Genomic DNA, 5172 nt, shown 5'->3' on the forward strand with positions numbered 1-5172 from the left:
CGCCTCCAGCATCACCCTGGCCGCCGGCGAGATCGCCTCCGGCAACAGCGACCTGTCGCGCCGCACCGAGCAGCAGGCCGCCAACCTGGAAGAAACCGCCGCCTCGATGGAGGAACTGACCTCCACCGTGCGCCAGAACGCCGAGCACGCACGCCAGGCCAACCAGCTCGCCATCGGCGCGCACGGTGTCGCCTCGCAGGGCGGTGACGTGGTCGGCCAGGTGGTCACCACCATGTCGGCCATCGAAGCCTCGTCGAAGAAGATCGCCGAGATCATCTCGGTCATCGACGGCATCGCCTTCCAGACCAACATCCTGGCGCTGAATGCCGCAGTGGAAGCCGCGCGTGCCGGGGAACAGGGTCGCGGCTTCGCTGTGGTCGCCAGCGAAGTGCGCACCCTTGCCCAGCGCTCGGCCGCCGCCGCCAAGGAGATCAAGGGCCTGATCGACGACTCGGTCGGCAAGGTTGCCGAAGGCTCCAGCCTGGTCCACCAGGCCGGCAGCACCATGGGCGAGATCGTCGCCTCGGTGCAGCGCGTGACCGACATCATGGCCGAGATCTCTGCGGCCTCGCAGGAACAGTCGGCGGGCATCGAGCAGGTCAACCAGACCGTGGTGCAGATGGACGAAACCACCCAGCAAAATGCTGCGCTGGTGGAAGAAGCCACTGCTGCGGCGCGCGCGATGGAAGACCAGGCCGTGCAGCTGGGTGAAGCCGTGGCCCGCTTCCGGCTGGCATCGCAGGGCACGATGGCCATCCCGGCACGCCCGCTGGCCGCACCGGTACCGCGACAGGTCGCAGCCGCCGCGCCTGCGGCAAAGCCAGCCCCGGCACGTGCGCTGCGCACGGCAACGGCCCAGCCGGCGCTGGCCACGGACGGCGACTGGCAGGAATTCTGACAGAAGCACGGGGTCAGATCCCTTTCCTGTGGGAAAGGGATCTGACCCCTTACGCGTGGAAAGTGATGCAAATCCCACTTCATAATCCGGTGCAGAGGCCGATATCCCCATCGAGCCTCGCGCCAATGCGTGCTGGCGCCCGCCCCTGACCGTAGATTCCATGTCCGACGGCAACGACACTGCAGTGCATGATGTCCACGCGGCCGATGCCGCGGACGAACGATTCCTGGTCCGCAACCCGCGCCAGCTGCGCCAGCTGCTGCGCTCGCTGATCGACCAGCGATCGCTGATCAATGCCCATATCGACGGCCGCGACCGTTCCTTCCCGACCGCCCTGCTCGACCTCGACGAGGACGAGGACTTCCTGCTGCTCGATGGAAGCCCGCAGGAAGCCTCCAACCGCGCCGCCGAGCAGGCCGATCACCTGCTGTGCTTCGCCCAGCTCGAACGCGTGCTGGTACGGTTCCGGCTGCACGAACTGCAGCGCGTGGACAACGACGGCCATGTGGCCTTCCGTGCGCCGCTGCCTGACGAACTGGTGCACCTGCAGCGCCGCGAGCTGTACCGGCTGGAGACGCCGGTCACCGACTCGCCCCACCTGCTGCTGCCGCCTGGCGAAGCGCGCGCCGAAGCCCTGTCGATGCGCGTAGTGGACATCAGCGGTGGCGGCCTGGCCGTGGTGGTGCCCAATGACTGCGCGGTGTTTGGTCTGCAGAAGCGCTATCCGGCGCGGCTGTCGCTGCCGGACGGCCCCGACCTGGATATCGAACTGGTGGTCTGCAACCTGCTGCCGCAGCGTCAGCCCAATGGCATCGAGGTCAAGCGCGTGGGAATGCGCTTTGAATGCCTGCCACGCGGCGCCGACAGCGCCATCCAGCGCTACATCTTCCGCATCGACCGCCAGCGCAAGGCCCGCCGCAACGGCGAGCTCTGAGGCCGTCCGACCGGGAGTGCCGGCCGCCGGCCGGCAACCCTGGAACGCGTGCCGGGGTCAGATCCCTTTTCCCTGAAAAGGGATCTGACCCCGTCCACGGCACTGCCCGGCACCTAAAGTCCCCCCCGGCGGGGCCGATATCGAGCCTGACACCGGGACTTCCGGCAGAACCAGGACCCCTCGATGAACGACAAGACCAGCTCCGCCGCCAGCGCCGGTGGCGAATTCCTCAGCTTCACCCTTGGTGATGAGCACTACGGCGTGGACATCCTCAAGGTGCAGGAAATCCGCGGCTACGACGCCGTCACCCGCGTGCCGGACGCCCCGGACTACATCAAGGGCGTGATCAACCTGCGCGGCACCATCGTCCCGGTCATCGACCTGCGCCTGAAGCTGCGCCTGGACAACGCCCGCTACGATGCCTTCACCGTGATGATCGTGCTGAACGTGGAAGACCGCGTGGTCGGCATCGTCGTCGACAGCGTCTCCGACGTGATCCCGCTGTCGGCCGAGCAGATCCGCCCGACCCCGGAATTCGGCGCGGCCGTCGACACCCGTTTCATCTCCGGCATCGGTACCCACGACGATCGCATGCTGATCCTGCTGGACATCGAGACCCTGCTCGACAGCGCCGACATGGGCCAGGCCAACCTCGCCGAAGACGTCGCTGCCTGAGCAAACGGAACTGCTTCACGTTCCAGTCACAAAACCCTTCAGTTCCCTTCGGCGGTGCCGATAGGGGGACAGAAGCCGGTCGCGCAGGAGCGCGCAGGACCGGCCCGATCGTTACCATCCCCGGAGATACCCTCGATGAAGTCCCTGTTTGCGTTCGTCTCGGCCGCTGTCCTGGCCACCACCGCCGCCTCCGCTTTCGCCCAGTCGGCCGACATGATCCCGCCGGAAATGGCGCCGCGTTCGGTCGGCAAGGACGGCATGGTCTGTGGCAAGGTCGAAAAGGCCCGTTACGCAGAAGGCTCCGAAGGCCAGCCGACCTTCCTGTACATGGGCGGCGCCTTCCCGCGCCACACCTTCTCGGCGCGTATCGCCGGCGAGAACCGCGGCAAGTTCTCCTTCCCGCTGGAAACCCTGGAAGGCAAGACCGTGTGCGTGATCGGCAAGATCCAGCGCGACGCCTCGCGTGCGGAAATCGAAGTCAGCTCGCCGGCCGGGCTGAAGCTGGCCAACATCAAGTAATCCGCCGTTCGTCGGACCACGCCGGGCCTGGTCCTGGCGTGGTTTCTGCTGCAACCGGGCCCGATGCCCGGGCGCGTCTGCCTTAGGAGCTCGCAACGCCCATGCCGTGGATCAACAACCTGAAACTGATGCCGAAACTGCTGCTGACCTTCGGCGTCCTCCTGCTGGTGATGCTGCTGCAGGGCATCGTCGCCTATCGCGGCCTGCATTCGCTGAACAACGTGACCACCGAGCTGGCCGGTTCGCGCATGGAGAGCATCCGCATGGCCGGCGAGATGCGCGGCATGCTGGGCGAGTACCGCAATGCCGCCTACCAGCAGCTGATCCGCGCCAGCGATGACGTCAAGTCCGATGCGCGCAAGCAGGGCGTCGACCTGCGCGCCAGCATGGACAAGTCGATCAAGGAGTATCCGAAGCTGGTCGACAACCCGCAGCAGAAGAAGCTGTTCGACGCCTTCGCCAAGGAATGGAAGGACGCCCTGGCATCCTATGACAGCGTCACCGAGATGCTGGAACTGGACCTGCCGGACGACGCCATCGATACCTTCGTCGGCGAAACCCGCACCAAGCACCGCAAGGCCGCCTCCGCGCTGGAGGCGCTGATCGCCGAAGACAACCGCCTCGCCCGCGCCTCGCGCGAAGAGGCCGCATCCACCTACTCCGCCTCGGCCGTGCTGACCGTGATCGCCCTGCTGGGCGGCGCCGCGCTCGGCCTGGTGCTGGTGTGGCTGTTTGCCCGCGCCCTGGTCGGCAGCGTGCGTGGCGCCGTCTCGGTGGCCAACGACGTGGCCGGCGGCAAGCTCGATGGCCACATCGACGTCAGCCGCCAGGATGAAGTGGGCGAACTGATGCAGGCCATGCAGCGCATGCAGCGCGACCTGCGCGAGCGCATCGAGACCGACCAGGCCATCGCCCGCGAGAACCTGCGCATCCGTACCGCGCTGGACTACAGCTCGACCGGCGTCTACCTGACCGACACCAGCAACACCATCGTCTACAGCAACCGCGCCCTGCAGCAGACCCTGAGCCAGTACCAGGACGAACTGCGCCGCGACCTGCCGGACTTCGATGCGCAGGCTTCGCTGATCGGCAAGCCGGTCACCGTGCTCGAACACCGCGGCGAGATGGACCAGACCCTGCTGGGCAACCTGAAGGCACACGGCGTCGCCCGTCGCCCGATGCAGTACGGCGATGCCCAGTTCGCCCAGGTGGTCTCGACCATCCGCAATGAAGGCGGCGACACCGTCGGCTACGTGGTGGAATGGCGCGACCGTACCCAGGAAGCGCAGGTCGAAGCCGAAGTGGCCCGCGTGATCGCCCAGGCCGCCGCTGGCGACCTGTCCGGCCGCATCGATGCCAGCGACAAGGAAGGTTTCTTCCTGCAGCTGGCCCAGCAGATCAACGGCCTGCTGGACGCCAACGCCGGCAGCATCGAGCAGATCTCCGGCCTGCTGGCCGCGCTGTCGCAGGGCGACCTGACCGTGCGCATGCACGGCGATTACCAGGGCGTGTTCGCCCGCATGCGCGACGACGCCAACGCCACCGCCGCGCAGCTGAGCGAGATCGTCACCCGCATCAAGCAGTCCAGCCGCGCGATCAGTTCGGCGGCCGGCGAGATTGCTTCGGGCAACAGCGACCTGTCGCGCCGCACCGAACAGCAGGCCGCCAACCTGGAGGAAACCGCTGCCTCCATGGAGGAACTGACCTCCACCGTGCGCCAGAACGCCGAGCACGCACGCCAGGCCAACCAGCTCGCCATCGGCGCGCACGGTGTCGCCTCGCAGGGCGGTGACGTGGTCGGCCAGGTGGTCACCACTATGTCGGCCATCGAAGCCTCGTCGAAGAAGATCGCCGAGATCATCTCGGTGATCGACGGCATTGCCTTCCAGACCAACATCCTGGCGCTGAACGCCGCAGTGGAAGCCGCCCGTGCCGGCGAACAGGGCCGCGGCTTCGCCGTGGTCGCCAGCGAAGTGCGCACCCTCGCCCAGCGCTCGGCCGCCGCCGCCAAGGAGATCAAGGGCCTGATCGACGACTCGGTCGGCAAGGTCAACGACGGCTCGGCGCTGGTGCACAAGGCCGGCGCGACCATGGGCGAGATCGTCGCCTCGGTGCAGCGCGTGACCGACATCATGGCCGAGATCTC

Annotated in this window: 5 protein-coding genes; all 5 read left to right on the top strand. The window is 67.2% G+C overall.

Going from position 1 to position 5172, the window contains the following annotated elements:
- Window positions 1-898, top strand: an 898-nt coding sequence (locus AC5P7F_RS21580; protein WP_495205425.1) for a methyl-accepting chemotaxis protein, incomplete at its 5' end; no start/stop codon positions are given.
- Between the two features lie 160 nt (window positions 899-1058).
- Window positions 1059-1832 carry a flagellar brake protein gene (locus AC5P7F_RS21585; RefSeq protein ID WP_046430424.1) on the top strand — a complete coding sequence of 258 codons (774 nt, stop codon included), beginning with the start codon at window positions 1059-1061 and terminating at the stop codon, window positions 1830-1832.
- A 183-nt stretch (window positions 1833-2015) separates the two neighbouring features.
- Window positions 2016-2507 (top strand): chemotaxis protein CheW, encoded by a 492-nt coding sequence (locus AC5P7F_RS21590; protein WP_014647021.1) that lies wholly within the window; start codon window positions 2016-2018, stop codon window positions 2505-2507.
- Window positions 2508-2642: 135 nt separating this feature from the next.
- Entirely contained in the window at window positions 2643-3026 is a 384-nt protein-coding gene (locus AC5P7F_RS21595; RefSeq protein WP_014647020.1) for a hypothetical protein, read from the top strand.
- 101 nt (window positions 3027-3127) lie between these two features.
- A partial coding sequence (locus AC5P7F_RS21600; RefSeq protein WP_197637394.1) for a methyl-accepting chemotaxis protein occupies window positions 3128-5172 on the top strand: 2045 nt, incomplete at its 3' end.

This window comes from Stenotrophomonas sp. YJH_SMC_105-26 (assembly GCF_059368915.1).